Genomic DNA, 15,977 nt, shown 5'->3' with positions numbered 1-15,977 from the left:
ACCATTCCCGGGGCTACACCGTGTCGGCCAGCGCAATGGCCCGGGCGAACACCCCGTCGAGCATGTCCTCGGTGAGCCGGCCGGTAAAGGTGTTCTGCTGGCTCACGTGATACGAACACACCACTGTTGGCCCACCGGGAGCGGGCGCCTCCAAGCCGTGGGCAAACTTGGGCCGGGGCCGCATCCCCAACTCTGCGGCCACCGCCCCGTAGCCGATGGCCCCCAAGGCCACAAACACCCGGGCCCGACTCAACAGCTCCAGCTCCCTCACCAGGAAGGGGCGACAAGCGTCCCGCTCAGCGGGGGTGGGCTTGTTCTGGGGCGGCGCGCAGCGTACCGGGGCGGTGATGTACACGTCGCTCAGCACCAGCCCGTCGTCACGGTCGGTGGCGTCGGGCTGGTTGGCCAGCCCCATCCGATGCAGCGAGGCATACAAGAAGTCCCCCGACCGGTCGCCGGTGAACATTCGCCCGGTGCGGTTGGCGCCGTGGGCCGCCGGCGCCAGACCCACCACCACGATACGAGCGTCGGGGTCGCCGAATCCCGGCACCGGCCGGCCCCAATAGGTCCAGTCCCGATAGGCGGCCCGCTTCACCGCAGCCACCTCCTCGCGCCAAGCCACCAGCCGGGGGCAGGCGCGACAGGCGATAACATCGGCGGAAAGTTCGTCAAATGTGTCTGTTGAGCCCACTACCGCCAAGATAGAAGACAATGGCTGTCAAGAATTGTTCAGAGGCAGCGACACCCAGAGGCAGATTCCATAGAGCAAATGGCCGCTAAATCCCGCAAACCCACCTTGGTGTTGTTCGTGCGCCATGGCCAAACCCCCACTACCGGCGCGGTGCTGCCCGGACGGGCGCCCGGCCTGCACCTCAGCGACCGGGGCCGAGAACAGGCGGAACAAGCTGCGGCCCGCATCGCCGCCCTGGGCCCCAAACGAATCGCGGCGGTGTACGCCTCGCCCATGGAGCGGGCCCGGGAGACCGCCGCGCCTATTGCCCGGGCGGTGGGACGGCGAGTTCGGGTGCTCGACAGCCTCAACGAGTGCGACTTCGGCCGGTGGACCGGTCGGCGACTCAGCGACCTGCGCCGCCGCCGCGACTGGCGCCAGGTGCAGCGCAGCCCCAGCAGTTTCCGCTTCCCGGGGGGAGAGTCGTTCGCCGAGATGCAGACCCGGATGAACGGCGCCGTGCAATCCCTGGTGGCCCGCCACCCCGGCACAACGGTGGTGGCGGTGTCGCATGCCGACACCATCAAGGCGGCGGTCTCCCACGCCTCGGGCGCCCACCTGGACATGTTCCAGCGGATCGTTGTCTCGCCCTGCTCGATCACCGCCATCCTCTACAGCGACGATGGCCCGCTGGTGCTGGCCGTCAACAGCACATCTGAGTTGAAGGCCCTCGTGCCGTCATGAGCGCTTCTTTCGACCTGAACGACCTTGAGCCGTCATGAGCGCTTCTTTCGACCTGAACGATCTTGAGCATTTCACGGTGGGCACCATCGGGCCTCCCGGCCAACGGGTGTTCTATCTCCAAGCGGGCATCACCGGCACGCTGGTGTCGCTCAAGCTGGAAAAACAGCAGGTGGCCGCGCTGGCGGAGTATCTGGATGGGGCCCTCAGGGAGATCAGCGACGACCCAGATGCCATCGTGCCGGAGGCCGACATCGGCCTGATAGAGCCTCTGGAATCCGAGTGGACGGTGGGCAACATAGGGATCGGCTACGACGCCGACGCCGACCGAATGCTCATAATGGCAACGGAGATGCCCACCCAGGAAGAAGAAGACGACGATCTGGCCACCGCTCGGTTCCGGATCACTCAAAGCCAGGTGGCCGGCTTTGTCGCCCGGGCCCGACAGGTGGTGGCCGCGGGCCGTCCCCCATGCCGGTACTGCGGCGCTCCGCTCAACGACGACGGCACTTGGTGCCCCTGCTCCAACTGATGAGCCAGTCCCAGTCGAATGCGGAGTCGCCGTTTCGTGATCGGCCCGCGCTCGACGACGCTGACGCCTTTGAAATCCTCACCGCCGGTGAGCTGGACGTGCTCGGTCGGATGCCCTGGAGCTCCAACATGACGTTCCTGGTGGATGTCCACACCCCTGAATCCCCCATCGTCCAAGGGGTGTACAAGCCGGTGCAGGGTGAGCGGCCCCTGTGGGACTTCCCCGCCGGGCTCCACAAGCGGGAGACCGCCGCCTTCGAGCTGTCCCGTGCCCTGGGGTGGGATCTGATACCGCCCACTGTGCTCAGAGACGGGCCGCTAGGCGAGGGCTCGGTGCAGCTCTATGTGCCCACCGACTACGACGAGCACTACTTCACCCTGCGGGAGGAACCCGCCCACCATCGGTGGTTCCAACGGCTGTGTGCGTTCGACTTCATCATCAACAGCACCGACCGCAAGGGCGGCCACATCCTGCTCGGCCACGACGGGCGGCTCTACGGCATCGACAACGGGCTGTCGTTCCATTGCGAGTTCAAATTGCGCACGGTGATCTGGGAATGGGCCGGGGAGCCGCTGCCCGACGACTTAGCCGAAGACGTGGCCCGCCTGTTGGACGAAGGCCTGCCACCCGAAGTGCGCGACCTGCTTACCTTGTTCGAACAAGATGCTCTGCAAACGCGAGCCAACGCCCTGGCCGACGAGGGCCGATTCCCGGTCGACCCCAGCGGCCGCCGCCATCCCTGGCCCTTGGTTTAACGACGCATAAGGCGCAGGGCCGGGGCGCCGCAACGTCGCCGAGTCCAGCTCAGCCCCGAGCTTGCAGGGCTTCGATCAGTTTGGGCAGCACCTTGTGAACATCGCCGACCACGCCGAGGTCGGCGATCCCAAAGATGGGCGCCTCGGCATCCTTGTTGATGGCGATGATGTTCTTGGAGCCCTTCATGCCCACCATATGCTGGGTGGCCCCGGAGATGCCGCAGGCCACGTACACGTCGGGCTTGACCACTTTGCCGGTCTGTCCCACCTGATGGGAGTAGGGAACCCAGCCGGCGTCCACAATGGCGCGCGACGCGCCCGCCGCCCCGCCCAGGAGGTTGGCCAGGTCCTCGATCATGGAGTACTTATCAGCCTCGCCCAGACCCCGGCCGCCCGAGACCACCACGCCGGCCTCGTCCAGCTTGGGCCCTGAGGACTCTTCGGCGAAACGGTCCACCACTCGGGCCGCCCCGGTGGCGCCCAACTCCGGCACCGGCAGAGCTGACACCGCCGCCGGTCCACCGCCGGACTCCTCCGCGGCGAACGACTTGGGGCGGACCAAGAACAGGCCGACGCCCGATCCGTTGAATCGGGTGCTCACGTTGACGGTGCCGCCGAAGACCGGCTCGGTTCCGACCAGAGCGCTGTCGGCCTGCTCCAGCTCGACGATGTTGGTGATGACCGGGGCGTTCAGCTTTACTGAGAGCCGACCGGCCACGTCCCGACCATCGTAGGTGGTGCCGAACAACACCGCGTCTGGTGCGGCACCGGCCTCGATGGCAGAAGCAATGGCCGAGGCCACGGCCGGGCCGGCCAGACCCTCGCCCAGGTCGCCGGTGGCGTGAACCGTGGTCGCCCCGTGGGCACCGAGCTCTGCGGCCACCTGCTCGCCATCGCCGCCCACAACCGCTTCCACGGTGTCGGCAAGCTGGCGGGCTCTGGTCAACAACTCCAGGCTGATCGAGGCGACCTTGCCGCCCGAGGCCTCTGCATAAACCCAAATGGTTCCCATGCTGTCTCCTAGCGTCCTTGCTCCTAGACGATCCGAAGCTCTTCGAGCAGGGCGATGATGGCCTCGTGGGCGTCGCCCTCGTCAGTGACGATCTCGCCGGCTTCCCGCTCGGGTGCGGGGCTGACGTCGGTGATCTCCTGGCCGCCGCCGGCCCAGCCCACCTGGTCAGCGCTGATGCCCAAGTCGGCCACACCCACCTGATCCATCGGCTTGGACTTGGCCGCCATGATGCCCTTGAACGACGGGTACCGGGGCTCCACCACCCCGGCGGTTACCGACACCACCGCAGGCAGAGGACACCGCACCTCGTCGTAGCCGTCCTCGGTCTGGCGCTTCACCACCACCTCGCCGCCGTCGGCTTGGATCTCCTTGGCGAAGGTCACCGATGGCAGGCCCAGCAGCTCGGCCACCTGCTCGGGAACAGTGCCGGTATAGCCGTCGGACGACTCGGTGGCGGCCAGGATCAGATCGGCCTGAGCCCGGCCGATGGCCGCGGCTAGGACCCGGGCGGTGCCCAGGGCATCGGTTCCGGCCAAAGCCTCGTCGCTGACCAGGATGGCCTTGTCGGCTCCCATGGCCAGCGCGGAGCGCAGACCGTTCACCTCTTCGTTGGGGGCCATCGACACCAGAGTCACCTCGCCCTCACCAGCGGCATCGCGCAGCTGGAGGGCCATCTCCACCCCGTAAGAGTCCGACTCGTCCATGATGAGCTTCATATCCCGCTTGAGGGTCTTGGTCTCCGGGTCGAGCTCCCCGGGATCGGCCGGATCGGGGATTTGTTTCACGCAGACGACAATGTCCATAGCGTGCAAGTCTCCCACTCGCCCCAAACGGTGCAAAACCAAACGAGGGCGGAGAATGGAGCAATTTGCCGCCAATGATGCTTTATGGACTTCTGGCTAGAAGCGGTAGCGTAGAAGGTCTGAAAGTCCTGCTTTTGGTCAACCCCCACGCTTCGTCGGTCACCGCCCGGACCCAGGTGGTCATCGAGAAGGCGCTGGCCGCCGACCACGACGTGACGTTGGCCATCACCCATCGCCGGGGCCACGCCTCGCGCCTGGCCCACGGAGCGGTGGCCGACGGCTGCGATGCGGTGGCGGTTCTGGGGGGCGACGGGACTCTGAACGAGGCCATCAACGGACTGGCCGGGTCGGATGTGGCCCTTGCCCCGCTTCCGGGGGGATCGACCAACGTTTTCGCCCGCACCATCGGGCTGCCCGACGACCCGGTGGAGGCGGCCGCCATGCTGTTGGAGACGCTGGCCGCCGGCCACATCAAACGGGTAGGGCTGGGGCAGGTGAACGGGCGGTATTTCCTATTCCACGCCGGCGTGGGGTACGACGCGGCCGTGGTTCAGCAAGTGGAGCGCAGGGCCGGTCTGAAGCGATACGCCAACCACGCGCTGTTCGCCTTTGCCGCGGTGGACACCTGGCTGCGCCACTACGACCGGTCGCGTCCCCGGTTTACCGTCTACCACTCAGACGGCGAGGCGGTGACCGGCCAGTTCGCCATCTGCCTGAACACCAACCCCTACACCTACCTGGGGTCCCGCCCCTTCGACGTCATACCCGACACCACCTTGGATGTGCCCTTGTCGATGGTCACGCTGCGGTCACTGCGAGCCAACCGGCTCCTGCGGGTAGCGGCCGGCGCCCTGGGCTACGGCCCCCCGGTCACCGCCCACCGCCACGTCCACTCTCGCACTGGCGTGACCAGCGTCGTGGTGGCCAGCGACGCCCCCTTCCCCTACCAACTCGACGGCGACTACATCGGCGAAACCACCCGCCTCGAGTTCCACCACGCCGCCAACGCCCTCGCCCTGGCCCTGCCGTTGGGTTGACTGAAACTCAACAGAGCATCCAACCCTGGAGAGAACTGTGCAGAAGGGGTAAGGTGGACTCGGCCTCATCCCGGTTCGGTGCCGAGTTTTCAGTTGAAGGACCGAATCGGGTGGGCCAAGCCCACCCTCCGGTCACCTTACCGTCTTTAGATAGATTTCAGTCTTTTTCATTTATTGCCGCGCGGGCTATGTCGGGGACGTCGGTGATGACGGCGTCGGCGCCTATAGCGGCCAGTTGGGCGATCTGGTCGGGCTCGTTGACGGTCCACACGTTGACTTCGAGGCCGGCAGCGTGGGCGGCGTCTATGAGGGCCTTGCTGGTGGAGGCGAAGTAGGGGTGGATGGCGCTGTGGCCGGCGGCTACCACCCGGTTCACCAGCAATTCGGGAGCCAGCACCTCGAAGGTCAGGTAGGCGGTGGGAATGCCGGGATCGATGGCCCTGATCCGATTGAGGGCCTCAATGTCGAATGACGAGACGATCACCTCTCCGCGGTGCTCGCCAATCCCCCACCCCATCACCAGACCGGCCACTGCGGCCGACACTTGGTGCTCGGCGTCGTAGTCGGGATCATTGGGCGCGCTCTTGATCTCGATGTTGATCACGAACTCCCGCTCTGAGGCCGGGTCCAAACACACATCCATCACCTCGGCCAGCGTCGGCACCCAGTCGGGCAGCTCGTCGTCATGCAGATCGATGATTGCTCGACCGTCGGCCAGATGGGCGTCGTGGTGTACCACCAAAACGTCGTTGGCCGTGCGCCTCACGTCCAGCTCCACCCCGTCGGCGTTGAGCGCGACCGCGACTCGAAACGCCTCCAGCGTGTTCTCCCGCTCGGCCTGCGAAGCTCCCCGATGGGCGATCACCCGCATGAGAAACCCCCCACAATCACAACACGATTATCAGAAATAAACATGTTCACCATAAGCCCCTCTTGCCACATCAGTAGACCACCCCTATCCTTGTGCCCGCGTGATTACGAAGACCTTGCTGGAGAAATTCGAAAACGGTGCGGACGATTGGCGGTGCCAAGCGGCCTGCCGTGATACCGATCCCGACCTGTTCTTCCCGGTGGGAAGCACGGGATTGGCCCTTGAGCAGATCGAGTCGGCCAAGGTGGTGTGCCAGGCCTGCGACGCCCAAAGCGACTGCCTGGAGTTCGCCTTGGCCACCAACCAGGACTCGGGTATCTGGGGCGGCACCTCTGAGGATGAGCGCCGCTTGCTCCGTCGCCGCTGGGTGGCCGAGCAGCGCGAGGCAGCCATCATCTTGGCTTAGCGCTCTGGCGGGGAGCGACCCCTAACAGGGGAATGGCCACTTCTACAACAGTGCCGCGACGCGGCTGATCCCCCTCGCCGTTGCTCATAGTGATGCTGCCCCGTAGGTCGGCGCTCACCAGATTTCTCACGATGGCGATACCCAATCCATCGGCGCTGTCCACGTCGAAGCCGGGCGGCAGCCCGACACCGTCGTCAGTCACCCGCACCTTCACCTGATCGCCGTCGTTGTCCAACTCGATGCGCACCTGCCCGCCAGGGGGCTCGGGGTAGGCGTGGTCCATCACGTTCTGCAAGCACTCGTTCAGCACCACCGCCAGCGGCGTGGCCACGTCGGCCGCCAGCTCTCCGGCATCGCCGCTCACCTTGAACTCAACCGGCCGGTCCGGGCCGGTCAGCCCCTCCTCCACCATGCGCACCAGCGACCGCACGATCTCCACAAACGGAACGTCGCTGCTGGCGTCGCGCGACAGAATCTCATGGACGATGGCGATCGCCCGGATGCGCCTCACCGACTCCTCGATGGCATCGCGGGCCTCGGCGGCGACGGCCCGGCGCCCCTGCAGGCGCAATAGCGACGACACCGTCTGGAGGTTGTTCTTCACCCGGTGGTGGATCTCGGCGATGGTGGCGTCTTTGGACATCAACAGCCGGTCCCGGCGGCGCAGCTCAGAGATGTCGCGCATCAGCACCAATGCGCCGGTGACCTCTCCCCGCCCGATCAGCGGCAAACAGCGCAGCACCACAGTGCCCCGATCTCCGTGCTGAATCTCCTCTGTCTGGGGCAGGCGCGAGGCGAACGCGGCCCGGATGGCCCGCTGCTCCAGGCCGATGTCCACCAGCCGGCGGCCCTCCACATCGCTGTGGAGGCCAATGCGATGCAGCGCCGAGGCGGCGTTGGGCGAAATGAGCTGAACCCGGCCTGAGGCATCGAGCAGCATCAGCCCGTCGCCCACCCGGGGAGACTCCTCGGTCTCGATGTCGTCCACCGGGAACGGGTACTCCCCCTCGGCGATCATGGTCGCCAGCCGCCTAAACAGCTTGAAGTAGCTCATCTCCAGCTCACCGGGGTTTCGCTGGGTGTCGGGATCGAACTCCCGGGCCATCACCGCCACCACCTCGCCGTGGCAGTTCACCGGCACAGTCAGCGTGCGGATGCGGGGCTGGTCGGTGTGGGCGATCCGCCCGCCGTCGGTTATCCGCCCCTCCCGATAGGCCACGTCCACCAGCGGACGCTGCTCGGGGGTGAACACCGCTCCCACCAAGTTGTTGCGATGGATGGAGCGGGCTGTGGTGGGCCGGATCTGCCCTGCTATGGCGTAGCTCGCCGGACTGGAGCTCGCCGGGCTGGCGGTGGACTGGCTGGCGGGCACATACAACAGCAAATCGGCAAAGGAGATGTCAGCCAGCGGCGCCCACGTCCGCATGAGCCGCTGGAGGTGGTTCAGGCGCGACTTGGCTAGACCGGGGGCCAATTCCTCCAGGCTCGCCATCAGCCAAGTTTATGGCTGGGAATCGACTAGCTCCCGAAGCCGATGGATCGACCGGAGGCTGAAGGGTCGAGTTCCACGTAAGCCACGCTGGCGGCCGGGACGCCCACCTCGCGGCCCCGGTGGTCGGTGAGCCACAGCATCTCGCCCGACGCCAGGCCCGCGGTGATGGCTTTCTTCACCGTCTCCATCTCGGAGTCGGGGTCCAATTCCACCTCGATCTCCTTTTGGCTGCGGATGACGCCGATTCGAACATGCATTGACTGCTCTCCTTGAATTTGACCTAGTTGATCTTCAGCTCTGGGCTGTAGATGCGCCGGGGCGGCGGGTTGTCCACCAGATGGGCGGCCATGGCGGCAAAGGCCTGGCCGGCTTCGGAGTCCGGGGCCTCGGCGGCAATCGGCCGGCCGCTGTCGGCACCCTCCCGTAGGGCGGGAATCAGCGGCACCCGCCCGATCAGCGGCACTTCGAGCCGGTCGGCCAGTTCTTGGCCTCCCCCGGCGCCGAACAGCTCGTACCGCTTGCCGTCGTCTCCGGTGAACCAGCTCATGTTCTCGATCACCCCTCGCACGGTGAGGTTCACCTTCTCGGCCATGAACGCGGCCCGCTGAGCCACTCGCTGGGCGGCGGGCTGGGGGGTGGTAACCACATAGACCTCGGAGCGGGGCAGGAACTGGGCCAACGAGATGGAGATGTCGCCGGTGCCCGGCGGCAGGTCCACCAGGAGATAGTCGGGGTCGTCCCAGGCCACGTCGGTGAGGAACTGCTCCAGTGCTTTGTGGAGCATGGGCCCCCGCCAGATCACCGCCTGATCTTCCTCGGCGAAGAAACCCATGGAGATGCACCGCACGCCGTGTGCCTCGGGGGGCACGATCATCTCGCCCACCATTTGCGGTTCTTGGTTGATGCCCAGCATCCGGGGCACCGAGAAGCCCCAAACGTCGGCATCCACCACCGCGGTGCGATGCCCGGCGGCGGCCAATGCCACCCCCAGATTGACCGTGACCGACGACTTGCCCACACCGCCCTTGCCCGAGGCGATCAGCAACACCCGGGTGGTTGACGTCGGCTCGGTGAAGGGAATGGTCCGGCGCGGCGGGGCGGGGGTGTCGCCTGCGGGAGCCATGCCGGTAGATTACGGCATCGACTCAGAAATCCCTGTGCCGTGACCAACCCCGCGCTATGACCCCTCAAGTGCCGTGACCCGACGCCACTATCTCGACCACGCGTCCACCTCTCCCCTCCGACCCGAGGCGCTGTCGGCCATGAACCAGTGGTGGGCCGCCGGCCACGGCGACCCCTCCCGTATGCACGCCGAGGCGCTCACCGCCCGCTATGAGATCGAGCAGGCCCGCCAGCAGGTGGCCGATTGCTTCGGCGCCCGCTCGCGGGAGGTGGTGTTCACTAGCGGTGCTACCGAGTCGATCGCCGCCGCGGTGCGGGGATCGTCGTACCGGGGAACCCATCAGGTGCTCAGCGCGGTAGAGCATTCGGCGGTGCGGCTGTCGGTTGAGCGGCTGGAAGCGAACGACTACCAGGCCACTGTGGTGGGAGTGGACAGCACCGGGAGGGTGGACCCCGCCGAGATGGCCGCGGCCATCGGGCCCGACACCGCCGCCGTCCACTGCCAGTGGGCCAACCACGAGGTGGGCACGGCGCAGCCGGTGGCCGAGATGGTGGCGGCTTGCCGTGAGCGATCGCCGGAAGTGCTCATCCATATAGATGCCGCCGCGGCCGCGGGCCAGGTTCCGATCGATTTTGCCGAGACCGGCGCCGATTTGATGTCCATCAGCGCCCACAAGTTTGGGGGACCGCCGGGCATCGGTGCCTTGCTGGTGCGCCGCGGCCTGCGCCTAGTGCCTCTCTTGGAGGGCGGCGACCAGGAACGGGCTCGCCGGGCCGGTCTGGAGAACGGCGCGGCCATCGCCGGCTTTGCCGCGGCATGCGCTGTGCTCGAGGACGGCGGCTTGGAGCAGGAGGCCAGCCGAGCCCAATTCCACACCGACAAGCTGCGCGACCTGGCTCAGAGCATTGAGGGTGTCGAGCTCTATGGCCACCCCACCGAGTGCCTCCCCCATCTGGTGTGCCTGGGCATCGACGACGTGGAGCCCCAAGCCGTGCTGATCGCATTGGACCGGGCCGGGGTGGCCGCCCACTCCGGCAGCTCGTGCGCCTCGGAGTCGCTGGAGCCGTCGCCGGTGCTCGAAGCCATGGGGGTGGATGCCCACCACTCGCTGCGCCTGTCGGTGGGGTGGTCGACTACGGATGCAGACGTGGACGCCGCGGCCAGCGCTCTCGAACAAGCGCTAGCTGAGTTGCGCAAACTGCGGGGCTAACCCAGCCAGTCGAAGAAATCTGATCCGGCCAGCGCGTTGGAGACGCCTTCCAGTTCCTCCACGTGCAGGAACTCAAATCCAGCCGCCTCGGCGTAGTACCGGTCGACGTCGGTGTCGCCGATGTGAATGTAGCGGCTGGCCTCGAACTGGTTCCGCACCTCGTCCAAATGGTGCTTGCCGCCCACGAAGTCCACGTCGATCCCGTGGATATCCCACAGTCGCTGCTGGTCGGAGCGCACCCGATCGGAGCCGCTGCCGATCACAAAGCCCCTGGCCTTGGCCTGCCGCATCGCTTCCAGCAGTATCGGCCCCGGCGGATCACCGCACTCCAGCGTGCCGTCGATGTCAAACGAGATCAGGATGCGCAGAGGTTACTGAGCCTTCAGAACAGATGAGAATCTCACCGCATGGCTCTTTTCCCATCCGGCCATTGACTTGATTCCACTGGGGTTCATCTATCCCGAGAATTCGTTCTTGCCATCTATCTTGTCTGGTAGCTCGGAATACCCCAGCAGGTGATGGTCCCATCCGCCTTCAACCCGCATACGTGCATACCCCCGGCAGAGATCGCCGCAAAGGTTCCCCTAGGTGTTCTAGTGACAATCTCTCCATGTCCGTCTTCGCCCCAACAGGTGATGGTCCCATCCGTCCTCAACCCGCATGCATGGGACCATCTGGCCGAAACGTCGGTGAATATACCTTCAGGTGATCCAGAGGCAATGGCATCGTCCCCGTCTTTGCCCCAGCAGGTGATGGTCCCATCCATCCTCAACCCGCATGTATGAGAAGAGCCAGCAGCGATCGCCGTATAGGCTCCTTCGGGCACGTCGAGCTGGCCAAAATTGTTTTCGCCCCAGCAAACCACAGTCCCACTGGCCCTCAATGCACAAGAGTGTGCCCCGCCAGCGGAAATCGCGGAATAAAGGCCCGCAGGCGCGTCGGCTTGGCCGGATCTGTTCCCACCCCAGCAAACCACAGTCCCACTGGCCCTCAATCCGCATACGTGGACACTTCCGGCAGAGATCGCCGTAAAGGTCCCACCGCGAGCACGGGTTCGGCCTGAGACTTCGCTACCCCAACACACGGCAGTTCCATTGGTACGCAAACCGCAGGTGTACTGGCTGCCAGCCGAGACGGCTTTGAAGCTGCCACTGGGAGGCTTGGTTTCGCCAGCAAAATCGAATCCAAAGCAAATGAGAGCACCGTCGTCTCTCAATCCACATGAGTGTTGAGAACCTGCGTAAACCGCCGTGTATTTGGCGCCGGGGGTGTCGGCTTGGCCGAATCCGTTCCCGCCCCAGCACGTGATTCCGCCATCGGCGGTTTTGGCGCAAGAATGAACAGTGCCAGCCGAAACTCCGGCATATGTTCCCTTGGGAGGGTCGGCCTGGCCATCTCTGTTGCGGCCCCAGCATACGGCGGTGCCGTCTTCCCGCAATCCGCAAGCGTGGTTGCCGCCGGATGAGAGGCTGTTGTAATGGCCTTCCGGCACGTCGAGCTGACCATCGCTATTGCTCCCCCAGCATACGGCGGTGCCGTCATCGCGCAGCCCACACGAATACGTCCATCCGGCAGATACAGCAGTGAATGCTCCTTTGGGGGCGTCCAACTTGCCAAATTTGTTACTGCCCCAGCAAATAGCTGATCCGTCGATTCGCAGCCCGCAAGCGTGGATACTGCCAACTGACAATGCGATGAATGCTCCTTTGGGGGCGTCCAGCTGACCGTGGTTGTTGCGGCCCCAGCAAATGGCTGATCCGTCCATTCGCAGCCCGCAAGCGTGGCTATAGCCTGCGGAGATTGTGCTGTAGCTGCCCGTCGGAACTTCCAGCTGTCCGTAGGTATTGTCGCCCCAACACTCCACGGTGCCGTCTTCGCGCAGCCCACACGAGAGTCTGTATTTGGTGGAAATGGCAATGAAAGTACCCTCAGGGGCATCTATCTGACCGACATCGTTGCCACCCCAGCAAACCGCCTTCCCATTGGCCCGTAACGCGCACGAATTGGTAGCGCCGGCCGAGATGCCTACTTCTGCTGGTGCCTTGGCTAGAGGGTCGGTAGAGGGAGTTATCGATTCGGATTCGCTGGTCTGGTCATCGGTGCAGTCAGGTGTCTCGCCCATGACAGGCGGCGACGGGTTCTCTCCGCTTTGAAGCGGGTCAGTGCCCCTAGCCCCGTCGTTCCACACCCTGTCAGTCCACTGCTGGCCGTCCCACCACCGATACGTGTTTCTGCAGGTGGGGTCTGGCAGCCAGTCCGGCCCGATGCAGTCTCGCTCATCGCTAGTCGTCCTGGGAGGCAACAAATTGTCGTCGTTTCGGAGAGGATCAGTGCTCGCAATCCCGTCGTTCGCCACCTTGTCTGTCCATTGCTCACCGTTCCACCAGCGATAGACGTTGCGGCAAGTCGGATCACGAAGCCATCTAGCCTCGATGCCAGAGGCAGCGTGGTCAACTGTCGACTCGCCACAGCCGCCAGGGACCACCTCGGTGTCGATGTTGAACCGACACCGATAGGTATTCAACAGCGCCTCTTGGTTCTGGATCAGCCCGTCACGCACGTCGATGTCATGCTGCGACGGGCTCTGGGGTGCTACCCCTGGCGACACAACATCTGGCTCTGGACAACCGCCCGGAACCGCTTGCACGTCCACACTGAACCGGCACCGATAGGTGTTCAAAAGGTTCTCCTGATCGGCGATCAATCGATCTCGCGTCTCCACATCGGCCGCCGACTGAGCCAACACCCCAGACTCTGCCACCAACACCGACACCGCAAGCACGGCTGGCACCACTGCGAGCGCGAGGCCGGTTCGAACACGGATTCTTGCCAGGACCAACATGTGAGCGCCGAGTGTAAAGGCCTGCGGTAGTTGTGGCACGCTGAGTCCGCTTCGGTATCTGACTCCCGCGCCGCCACTAGTTTCAGAATAATAGGTCAATAGTCTTCCGAAATGGAGCTGGATTCGGAAGACTAGATGGTAGTCTTCCGAAATGGAGCCGGATTCGGAAGACTATTCGGGATATTCGGTTGAGGTCGACTGGAATGGCCGACCGGTCCAGGCGTGGGTCCCGGCCCTTCTTCGAGAGCGCCCCGCGGAGCTGTCTGCCTCTGCGGCGCGGGCTTGCGAGCGGGCATGTGCTGCTTTGCGGCTCGCCGACGCCCGGCTGCCCGACCGTTGGGAGGCCATGGCCAGGCTCCTTCTGCGCAATGAGGGGGTGGCATCCTCGGGAATCGAGGGACTGCGCGAGCCCATTGAGTCGGTCCTGATTGCGGAGCGAACCGGCGCAGGCGGCACCGCTGGCTGGGTGGCTGGCAATCTCATCGTGATCGACTGGGCTTTGGAAACCGCTCACGAGCCGCTGACCGTCGACGCGCTGCACCGATGGCATCGACAGCTCATGCAGCATGGGAGTCTTCCCCCCGACATGATCGGAGTGTTCCGCCCCGCAGTGGGGTGGGTGGGAGGCAGTTCGCCGCTCGACGCGGCCTACGTTCCCCCGCCGCACGCGGATATATCTCGGCTGGTTGACGACCTGATCGCCTTCGCCAACACCGACCCCGAAGACATCGACCCGGTCTCCCACGCGGCGGTGATCCACGCCCAATTCGAGGCCATCCACCCCTATGGCGATGGCAACGGCCGCCTCGGTCGTGCGTTGGTCAGCCGAACCCTGCGGCGACAAGGAGTGACCTCCCGATCCACCGCCCCCATCAGCATGGCCATCGCCCGCGACCCCGGCGGCTACTTATCCGGCCTTCGCCTCTTCGAGCAGGGGGACCTCGAACCGTGGGTCACGTGGTTCGCCGAAAACACTGAAAGGGCCGCTGCCACCGCCCAACAGATCATCGATCAAACCAGCGCGCTGTTGACTCAATGGGAAGAGGCAGTCAGCGATCTGCGAGCCGACCACTCGGCGCTAGCCCTACTCCCCCATCTTCCCGCCCAGCCGCTGTTGAGTGCTGGCGACGTCGCCGATCTACTGGGCACCAGCGAGCGCAGCGCCCGCACCGCCCTATCTGCGCTCGCCTCCCGCGGCATCCTGTCGCCCATCGACGTCCCATCCTCCAGCCCCGGACGCACCCGCCACTGGTTCACCGCCCCCGACCTGCTCCAAATCTGGAGTATCTGAGGATCTACGACTTCAATCACACTCGGTTGGCTCGGGAGGGAGGACTCGAACCCCCAATATCGGGACCAGAACCCGGTGTGTTGCCAATTACACCACTCCCGAAAGCAGCGTCCAGTGTACCGGACGAGCGCAAATCGCCATGCGTTATTCAGGGTGAATTCTAAATCATCATGCTTATTATCATTGGAAGCCTATGGCTTCCCCCAATGTGTACCGCTCTCGATTCACTCGCAGATTGGCGGCCATCGCAGCGCTGGTTGCGATGCTCCTTCTGCCCTCGGCTCTCGTTGCGCCCGCGGCCTCGGCCCAATCGGTGGCCGACGTGGAGGTTCGGGACCAGCTGATCGCCAACCAGGAGAACCTCCTGAACACCTACCGGTGCCTGTTCGGAGTGGACACCGACGTGGTTCCTGGCGGCTGCCCGGGGCCCTATCAGGTCTCCCCCGGTCCTGCTCCCCCGAACCCCACCCAGCAAGACATCGACGTGCGCGACACGCTCATCCAGAGCCAAGAGGCCCTGTTGAACGTCTATCGATGCCAATTCGACGTCGACACCCAGCTCGTGCCCGGTGGGTGCTCCCAACAGACAGACGACACTCCGTCAACAGAGGTAACAGAAGGCACCTCGTCAATTGCCCCGCCGGCTGAATCAGCTGCTATCGGCGTTCTCAACGGGTTGACCGTTGAACCCGAGTACGAGGGGTCAGGCTATGTGCGCGCCGAATTTGAGCACGATCGGCGCTACCTGTGCGACAACGCGGGCACCGACCCTTATACGGGCATCTCGTTCGATCCGTCTACCTGTGACGTGGATCACATCGTGGCCGCCCAGGAGGCATTCGAGTCCGGAGCTTGGGCGTGGGACACCGCACGGCGCATGGCGTTCGGGAACGATGCCGAGAACCTGATAGCGACACGCGATTGCGTCAACCGATCTAAGGGCGCGCGTGACATGGCCGAATGGTCAGGACGGATCGGTAGCGGCGTGTGCGAAGGCACAGAGACCACCGTTGACGGGCGGTGCTTCCTGGCTCAGAGGATGGTGCTTGTCAAAGCCGCCTACTCCCTCTCAGTAGACCAAGACGAGAAAGCCGCTCTGACTACTGCCCTCGAAGCCTGCTCAGGCCGCAACCTGCCTGGCACCGGATCAGGTTCAATCACCGGAACGATCGAAGCCGGCTCTGACTGAAGC

The 15,977-nt window shown here is 64.9% G+C and carries 17 protein-coding genes and 1 tRNA gene; 8 read left to right on the top strand and 10 right to left on the bottom strand.

The window, feature by feature from the left end:
- Positions 1-13: 13 nt before the first annotated feature.
- Positions 14-691, bottom strand: coding sequence for a uracil-DNA glycosylase (locus ACOGXH_RS07020; protein ID WP_419928396.1), 678 nt, complete (start codon positions 689-691; stop codon positions 14-16).
- Between the two features lie 78 nt (positions 692-769).
- On the opposite strand from ACOGXH_RS07020, the gene ACOGXH_RS07015 reads away from it, so the two are divergent.
- From ACOGXH_RS07015 to ACOGXH_RS07005, 3 genes are read left to right on the top strand one after another with little or no spacing between them, the layout of a single operon-like run.
- The gene (locus tag ACOGXH_RS07015) at positions 770-1,414 is read left to right on the top strand and encodes an MSMEG_4193 family putative phosphomutase (RefSeq protein ID WP_419928395.1); all 645 of its coding nucleotides are present in this window, start codon (positions 770-772) and stop codon (positions 1,412-1,414) included.
- A 34-nt stretch (positions 1,415-1,448) separates the two neighbouring features.
- Positions 1,449-1,943, top strand: coding sequence for a DUF3090 family protein (locus tag ACOGXH_RS07010; protein WP_419928394.1), 495 nt, complete (start codon positions 1,449-1,451; stop codon positions 1,941-1,943).
- On the top strand, positions 1,943-2,698 hold the full coding sequence (locus tag ACOGXH_RS07005; protein WP_419928393.1) for an SCO1664 family protein: 756 nt from the start codon (positions 1,943-1,945) through the stop codon (positions 2,696-2,698). The genes ACOGXH_RS07010 and ACOGXH_RS07005 overlap by 1 nt, the downstream gene beginning before the upstream one ends.
- Before the next feature lie 49 nt (positions 2,699-2,747).
- Here ACOGXH_RS07005 and ACOGXH_RS07000 read toward each other — a convergent pair whose 3' ends face one another.
- Together ACOGXH_RS07000 and ACOGXH_RS06995 are read right to left on the bottom strand one after the other, a co-directional pair.
- The gene (locus ACOGXH_RS07000; RefSeq protein WP_419928392.1) at positions 2,748-3,710 is read right to left on the bottom strand and encodes an electron transfer flavoprotein subunit alpha/FixB family protein; all 963 of its coding nucleotides are present in this window, start codon (positions 3,708-3,710) and stop codon (positions 2,748-2,750) included.
- 23 nt (positions 3,711-3,733) lie between these two features.
- Positions 3,734-4,513, bottom strand: a complete 780-nt coding sequence (locus ACOGXH_RS06995; protein WP_419928391.1) for an electron transfer flavoprotein subunit beta/FixA family protein — start codon at positions 4,511-4,513, stop codon at positions 3,734-3,736.
- A 134-nt stretch (positions 4,514-4,647) separates the two neighbouring features.
- Here ACOGXH_RS06995 and ACOGXH_RS06990 point away from each other — a divergent pair, with 134 nt between their 5' ends.
- On the top strand, positions 4,648-5,550 hold the full coding sequence (locus ACOGXH_RS06990) for a diacylglycerol/lipid kinase family protein (RefSeq protein ID WP_419928390.1): 903 nt from the start codon (positions 4,648-4,650) through the stop codon (positions 5,548-5,550).
- Between the two features lie 157 nt (positions 5,551-5,707).
- Here ACOGXH_RS06990 and ACOGXH_RS06985 read toward each other — a convergent pair whose 3' ends face one another.
- The gene (locus tag ACOGXH_RS06985; RefSeq protein WP_419928389.1) at positions 5,708-6,421 is read right to left on the bottom strand and encodes a glycerophosphodiester phosphodiesterase; all 714 of its coding nucleotides are present in this window, start codon (positions 6,419-6,421) and stop codon (positions 5,708-5,710) included.
- A 100-nt stretch (positions 6,422-6,521) separates the two neighbouring features.
- Here ACOGXH_RS06985 and ACOGXH_RS06980 point away from each other — a divergent pair, with 100 nt between their 5' ends.
- On the top strand, positions 6,522-6,827 hold the full coding sequence (locus ACOGXH_RS06980) for a WhiB family transcriptional regulator (RefSeq protein WP_419928388.1): 306 nt from the start codon (positions 6,522-6,524) through the stop codon (positions 6,825-6,827).
- Here ACOGXH_RS06980 and ACOGXH_RS06975 read toward each other — a convergent pair.
- The 3 genes from ACOGXH_RS06975 to ACOGXH_RS06965 are packed head-to-tail and all read right to left on the bottom strand — an operon-like array spanning position 6,814 to position 9,442.
- Positions 6,814-8,319: a sensor histidine kinase gene (locus ACOGXH_RS06975; RefSeq protein ID WP_419928387.1), complete on the bottom strand. Its 1,506-nt coding sequence runs from the start codon at positions 8,317-8,319 to the stop codon at positions 6,814-6,816. The genes ACOGXH_RS06980 and ACOGXH_RS06975 overlap by 14 nt on opposite strands.
- Positions 8,320-8,345: 26 nt before the next feature.
- Entirely contained in the window at positions 8,346-8,576 is a 231-nt protein-coding gene (locus ACOGXH_RS06970; protein WP_419928386.1) for a DUF3107 domain-containing protein, read from the bottom strand.
- Between the two features lie 23 nt (positions 8,577-8,599).
- On the bottom strand, positions 8,600-9,442 hold the full coding sequence (locus tag ACOGXH_RS06965) for an Mrp/NBP35 family ATP-binding protein (RefSeq protein WP_419928385.1): 843 nt from the start codon (positions 9,440-9,442) through the stop codon (positions 8,600-8,602).
- A gap of 73 nt (positions 9,443-9,515) precedes the next feature.
- On the opposite strand from ACOGXH_RS06965, the gene ACOGXH_RS06960 reads away from it, so the two are divergent.
- Complete coding sequence (locus ACOGXH_RS06960; RefSeq protein WP_419928384.1) at positions 9,516-10,652, top strand: cysteine desulfurase family protein; 1,137 nt, start codon at positions 9,516-9,518, stop codon at positions 10,650-10,652.
- Here the strand turns inward: ACOGXH_RS06960 and ACOGXH_RS06955 are convergent.
- Together ACOGXH_RS06955 and ACOGXH_RS06950 are read right to left on the bottom strand one after the other, a co-directional pair.
- Complete coding sequence (locus ACOGXH_RS06955) at positions 10,649-10,942, bottom strand: DUF7124 domain-containing protein (protein ID WP_419928383.1); 294 nt, start codon at positions 10,940-10,942, stop codon at positions 10,649-10,651. The genes ACOGXH_RS06960 and ACOGXH_RS06955 overlap by 4 nt on opposite strands.
- 191 nt (positions 10,943-11,133) lie before the next feature.
- A complete protein-coding gene (locus tag ACOGXH_RS06950) occupies positions 11,134-13,494 on the bottom strand; it encodes a DUF2510 domain-containing protein (protein ID WP_419928382.1) in 2,361 nt (786 codons plus the stop codon).
- A 151-nt stretch (positions 13,495-13,645) separates the two neighbouring features.
- Between ACOGXH_RS06950 and ACOGXH_RS06945 the strand changes: the two genes are divergently transcribed.
- A complete protein-coding gene (locus ACOGXH_RS06945) occupies positions 13,646-14,785 on the top strand; it encodes a Fic family protein (protein ID WP_419928381.1) in 1,140 nt (379 codons plus the stop codon).
- Positions 14,786-14,812: 27 nt separating this feature from the next.
- On the opposite strand, the gene ACOGXH_RS06940 is transcribed toward ACOGXH_RS06945, so the two are convergent.
- Positions 14,813-14,887, bottom strand: a tRNA-Gln gene (locus ACOGXH_RS06940).
- Positions 14,888-14,978: 91 nt separating this feature from the next.
- Here ACOGXH_RS06940 and ACOGXH_RS06935 point away from each other — a divergent pair.
- Positions 14,979-15,974, top strand: a complete 996-nt coding sequence (locus tag ACOGXH_RS06935; RefSeq protein ID WP_419928380.1) for a GmrSD restriction endonuclease domain-containing protein — start codon at positions 14,979-14,981, stop codon at positions 15,972-15,974.
- The last annotated feature ends 3 nt before the right edge of the window (positions 15,975-15,977 follow it).

The organism is Candidatus Poriferisocius sp. (assembly GCF_965208355.1).
Taxonomy (GTDB): Bacteria; Actinomycetota; Acidimicrobiia; order Acidimicrobiales; family Bin134; genus Poriferisocius.
The sequence above is the reverse complement of the archived record's forward strand: the minus strand, read 5'-3'. Positions and strand labels throughout refer to the sequence as shown.

Excerpts from the sequence above, each read along its gene's own strand:
- ACOGXH_RS07005 (WP_419928393.1), top strand. The coding sequence starts at position 1,943 with ATGAGCCAGTCCCAGTCGAATGCGGAGTCGCCGTTTCGTGATCGGCCC.
- ACOGXH_RS06935 (WP_419928380.1), top strand. The coding sequence starts at position 14,979 with ATGGCTTCCCCCAATGTGTACCGCTCTCGATTCACTCGCAGATTGGCG.
- ACOGXH_RS07000 (WP_419928392.1), bottom strand. The coding sequence starts at position 3,710 with ATGGGAACCATTTGGGTTTATGCAGAGGCCTCGGGCGGCAAGGTCGCC.
- ACOGXH_RS06955 (WP_419928383.1), bottom strand. The coding sequence starts at position 10,942 with ATGCGGCAGGCCAAGGCCAGGGGCTTTGTGATCGGCAGCGGCTCCGAT.
- ACOGXH_RS06985 (WP_419928389.1), bottom strand. The coding sequence starts at position 6,421 with ATGCGGGTGATCGCCCATCGGGGAGCTTCGCAGGCCGAGCGGGAGAAC.
- ACOGXH_RS06965 (WP_419928385.1), bottom strand. The coding sequence starts at position 9,442 with ATGGCTCCCGCAGGCGACACCCCCGCCCCGCCGCGCCGGACCATTCCC.
- ACOGXH_RS06975 (WP_419928387.1), bottom strand. The coding sequence starts at position 8,319 with ATGGCGAGCCTGGAGGAATTGGCCCCCGGTCTAGCCAAGTCGCGCCTG.
- ACOGXH_RS06995 (WP_419928391.1), bottom strand. The coding sequence starts at position 4,513 with ATGGACATTGTCGTCTGCGTGAAACAAATCCCCGATCCGGCCGATCCC.
- ACOGXH_RS06950 (WP_419928382.1), bottom strand. The coding sequence starts at position 13,494 with ATGTTGGTCCTGGCAAGAATCCGTGTTCGAACCGGCCTCGCGCTCGCA.
- ACOGXH_RS06945 (WP_419928381.1), top strand. The coding sequence starts at position 13,646 with ATGGAGCCGGATTCGGAAGACTATTCGGGATATTCGGTTGAGGTCGAC.
- ACOGXH_RS06970 (WP_419928386.1), bottom strand. The coding sequence starts at position 8,576 with ATGCATGTTCGAATCGGCGTCATCCGCAGCCAAAAGGAGATCGAGGTG.
- ACOGXH_RS07010 (WP_419928394.1), top strand. The coding sequence starts at position 1,449 with ATGAGCGCTTCTTTCGACCTGAACGATCTTGAGCATTTCACGGTGGGC.
- ACOGXH_RS07015 (WP_419928395.1), top strand. The coding sequence starts at position 770 with ATGGCCGCTAAATCCCGCAAACCCACCTTGGTGTTGTTCGTGCGCCAT.